The organism is Salinicola sp., from assembly GCF_982684285.1.
In genome coordinates this window covers 1-4378 of record NZ_CEXLVS010000244.1, presented here as the reverse complement: position 1 = coordinate 4378, position 4378 = coordinate 1, and the positions used below count along the sequence as shown (strand labels likewise).

Here is a 4378-nt window from a genome sequence, read left to right as displayed (position 1 = left end):
ATCAAGATTCAGGAGTGATGTCATGGCACAGGCCAGCGCCCGCCATATTCTCGTCGACAGCGAACAGCAGTGTCTCGAGCTCAAGCAGCAGATCGAAGCCGGCAGCGATTTTGCCGAAGTGGCCCGTCAGCACTCTACCTGCCCCTCCGGGCGTCAGGGTGGCGAACTCGGTACCTTCGGGCGTGGCCAGATGGTCAAGGAGTTCGATGAGGTCGTATTCAATGGTGCGGTCAACGAGGTCCACGGACCGGTCAAGACCCAGTTTGGCTACCATCTGCTGGAAGTGACCTCGCGCACTTGATCGTTCCCGCTCGGTTGCCTGTCGAGCCGCCTGCCACCGGGCGGCTCTCGTCGATCCACTGCGCTCTCTTTCGTTTCTTCCCCGCGCTCCCGTAACGATCGTCCCGGATGATATCCGTCCGCCATGAGGCCGCTTCGCCAGAACAAATCTTTACCAATCTCCCGTTTCGGCTTCCCCGTGGCGAACTACTCTGAGTTTACGTTCGCCGTTCCGAGCTCTTCGCATCGAAAACGACGGCGGACGGATAAGGATATCCACGGATAACGAGGTAGCACCCATGACGACGCACTCGAAGTCGGACAAGACGGAAGGCAAGGTCGACAAGGCAGCCGGCAAGGTGAAGGAAGCCGCTGGCAAGATGACCAAGGATCGCGAACTCGAAAGCAAGGGCAAGGCCCAGCAGGCCAAGGGGGATGCCAAGTCCGCCAAAGGCAATCTGAAGGATGCCACCAAACCACGCCACTAGTCAGTGCTGAATCCCGGTATATCGAGTCTTTCGGGCATTGAGTGCCCAGCGAGGACTCTTCATCCAGCGGCCCCGGCAGAAACCGGGGCCGCTGTCGTTCGGAGAGGGGGGCAGAGGCTATCGCTCAGGCTTTGCCGGGCCGGTTGTACACTTCCAGATCCAGCTCCTTTTCGCTCTTGCCGACCAGCGTCGTCACCATCAGATCGCCGGCCACGTTGACGCTGGTCCGCGCCATGTCGAGGATCCTGTCCACACCCGCGACGACGCCGATCGCCTCCAGCGGCAGGCCGATCTGCGCCAGCACGATCGACAGCATGATCAGCCCGGCGCCGGGGACGCCAGCCGTTCCAATGGAGGCCAGCGTGCCGGTAAGCACGATCATGCCGTAGTCCATCATCGAGAGGTCGGCCCCCACCAGCTGGGCGACGAACAGGGCCGCCACCCCCTGGTAGATCGCCGTGCCATCCATGTTGATGGTCGCGCCCACCGGCAGCACGAAACTGGATACGCCTTCCGACACGCCCAGGTTCTTCTGCGCGCAGCGAATCGAGACCGGCAGCGTGCCGGAAGACGACGCCGACGAGAACGACACCACCAGGGCGTCGATGATGCCCTGCAGATAGCGTACCGGATTCAGCCGGCCGACCAGGCTCAGCAGTCCGGTATAGACGACCAGCACGTGAACGAGACAGGCGAGATAGACCACGCCGATCACCTTGGCCAGCGGCAGCAGCACGTCTAGCCCATACTGACCGGAAACATTGGCCATCAGGCCGAAGACGCCGAAGGGGGCGAAGGCCATGACGATGGCGGTCAACTTGTACATCGCCTCGGCGAAGCTCTCGAAGACCCGCACGACGGGCTCGCCCTTCTCGCCGATCATCATCAGCGAGATGCCCAGACCGATGGCGAAGACGATGATCTGCAGGATGTTGCCCTCGATCATCGCTTGCAGCGGGTTCGACGGCACCAGGCCGACCACGATATCCACCAGCGATGGCGCCTCGTTGGCTTGCTGCGTGGCACTCATCGAGGCATCGGCACCGACACCCGGCTGGAAGATCGTCGCGGCAACCAGGCCGATGACGATGGCGAAAGCGGTGGTGACCAGATAGAGCGCGATGGTGCGGGCACCCACGCGGCCCATCTTCTGGGGATCCCTCATGCCGGTGATGCCGACGACCAGCGTCGAGAACACCAGCGGTACGATCAGCATCTTGATGCCATTGATGAAGATATCGCCGAGCGGCTTGAACACGCTGGCCTGCTCGCCCATCACCGCGCCGGCGAGAACACCCAGCACCAGACCAGCAATGATCTTCTGCCACAGGGGAATGCGTCGCCACAGATTTGGCCGGGAGGTCGTTGATGTCATGCGCGGGCTCCTTGTGCAGGCGAAATTGCCGGGGGCAAAAGCGCGCATTCTACGCATCCCCGGGCCTTTTGCGATCCGCCCATTCGAAAACGGGATGGCATATAACCTGATTGCGACCAAAGTCTCAGCGCATCGAGCCGGTAGTGAAACCTGCGTCGACGCCCGGAAGACGCAGGCCCGCTCGCACAGGCGGTATCAGATTTCCCGGTAGAGCTCACCGCCTTCCCGCTTGAAGCGCTCCGCCTGCTCCTGCAGGCCGGCCTCCCGCTCGTCGCCGGCGGCATTGGCGGTGTCGCCACCAAATCGCTCGCGCACTTCCTGGGTGATCTTCATCGAGCAGAACTTCGGCCCGCACATCGAGCAGAAGTGTGCCACCTTGGCCGAGTCCTTGGGCAGCGTCTCGTCGTGGAAGGCGCGCGCCGTGTCCGGGTCGAGACCGAGATTGAACTGATCTTCCCAGCGAAATTCGAAGCGGGCTTTCGACAGTGCGTTGTCGCGACGTTGGGCGCCCGGATGCCCCTTGGCCAAGTCGGCGGCATGGGCGGCGATCTTGTAGGTGATGATGCCGGTCTTGACGTCATCCTTGTTGGGCAGGCCCAGATGCTCCTTGGGCGTGACGTAGCAGAGCATGGCGCAGCCATACCAGCCGATCTGTGCCGCGCCGATACCCGAGGTGATGTGGTCGTAGCCCGGGGCGATATCGGTGGTCAGCGGCCCCAGCGTGTAGAAGGGCGCCTCATCGCAGCACTCGAGCTGCTTGTCCATGTTCTCCTTGATCAACTGCATCGGCACGTGGCCGGGGCCTTCGATCATCACTTGAACGTCATGCTGCCAGGCAATCCGGGTCAATTCGCCCAGCGTTTCCAGTTCGGCGAACTGGGCCTCGTCGTTGGCATCGGCGATGGAACCGGGGCGCAGGCCGTCACCCAGCGAGAACGAGACGTCGTAGGCCTTCATGATCTCGCAGATCTCCTCGAAATGGGTGTAGAGGAAGCTCTCGCGGTGGTGATACAGGCACCACTTGGCCATGATCGAGCCGCCGCGGGAGACGATGCCGGTGACGCGCCTGGCCGTCATCGGCACGTGATGCAGGCGGACGCCAGCGTGGATGGTGAAGTAGTCCACTCCCTGTTCCGCCTGCTCGATCAGGGTGTCGCGGAAGATCTCCCAGGTCAGGTTCTCGGCCACGCCGTCGACCTTCTCCAGCGCCTGGTAGATCGGCACCGTGCCGATGGGCACCGGCGAGTTGCGGATGATCCACTCCCGTGTCTCGTGGATGTTCTGGCCGGTGGAGAGATCCATGATCGTGTCGGCACCCCAGCGGATGCCCCAGGTCATCTTGTCGACCTCTTCCTCGATCGACGAGGTCACCGCCGAGTTGCCCAGGTTGCCGTTGATCTTCACCAGGAAGTTGCGGCCGATGATCATCGGCTCGCTCTCGGGATGATTGATGTTGGCGGGGATGATCGCGCGGCCGCGTGCGACTTCGTCACGCACGAATTCCGGGGTGATCTCGTCAGTCAGATTGGCGCCGAAGGATTCGCCGGGGTGTTGATGATCCAGCATCGGGTCGGTATCGAGAGCGCGGGCCTCACGCCGACGCTGGTTCTCGCGGATGGCGATGAACTCCATCTCGGGCGTGACGATACCCTGCCTGGCATAGTGGAGCTGGGTCACGTTGGTGCCCGGGCGGGCGCGGCGCGGGGTGCGCGCGAGCTGAAAGCGCAGGGTCGAGAGACGGGGGTCCTCGGCGCGCCGGCGCCCATAGGCGGAGCTGGGGCCGTCGAGCCACTCGGTATCGTCGCGCGCGTCGATCCAGGGGCGACGCAGGGGCGCCAGACCCCGACGGATGTCGATGTCGGCCTGCGGGTCGGTGTAGGGCCCGGAGGTGTCGTAGACGGTGAGCGGAGCATTGGGCTCGAGGCCGCTCTTCGTCTGCGTCGGCGACAGGGCGATCTCGCGCATGGGGACGCGAATGTCGGGGCGCGATCCTTCGACGTAGATCTTGGTCGAGGCGGGCAGCGGCGCGATGGCGGCACTGTCGACGCGGGCGGTCTCGGAGAGAAACTGTGGTGATTTCATGGTGCTTTGTGCCTCGGGCATGACGTTGAGGTCAGGCCGGCGCACAGCGTAGGCGGGGGGAGGCACGGTTGGGCGGTATCGGGGACCGTTCGACGCGGACCTCCGCTTGATCCCTACGCCGGTACTAGCCGGATCAGGTTCGTCGGGATCCGTC

General features: G+C 63.5%; 4 protein-coding genes. 2 read left to right on the top strand and 2 right to left on the bottom strand.

The features are described from left to right. The first annotated feature begins 22 nt into the window (after positions 1 to 22). Both AC3AYF_RS17125 and AC3AYF_RS17120 read left to right on the top strand, forming a co-directional pair. Positions 23 to 301: a peptidylprolyl isomerase gene (locus AC3AYF_RS17125; RefSeq protein WP_110602898.1), complete on the top strand. Its 279-nt coding sequence runs from the start codon at positions 23 to 25 to the stop codon at positions 299 to 301. A 277-nt stretch (positions 302 to 578) separates the two neighbouring features. Next, positions 579 to 767, top strand: coding sequence for a CsbD family protein (locus AC3AYF_RS17120; RefSeq protein ID WP_295037445.1), 189 nt, complete (start codon positions 579 to 581; stop codon positions 765 to 767). 124 nt (positions 768 to 891) lie between these two features. On the opposite strand, the gene AC3AYF_RS17115 is transcribed toward AC3AYF_RS17120, so the two are convergent. Together AC3AYF_RS17115 and thiC are read right to left on the bottom strand one after the other, a co-directional pair. After that, positions 892 to 2142: a dicarboxylate/amino acid:cation symporter gene (locus AC3AYF_RS17115; protein ID WP_295037444.1), complete on the bottom strand. Its 1251-nt coding sequence runs from the start codon at positions 2140 to 2142 to the stop codon at positions 892 to 894. A 195-nt stretch (positions 2143 to 2337) separates the two neighbouring features. Continuing rightward, positions 2338 to 4224: a phosphomethylpyrimidine synthase ThiC gene (thiC, locus tag AC3AYF_RS17110; RefSeq protein WP_295037441.1), complete on the bottom strand. Its 1887-nt coding sequence runs from the start codon at positions 4222 to 4224 to the stop codon at positions 2338 to 2340. Between the last annotated feature and the right edge of the window lie 154 nt (positions 4225 to 4378).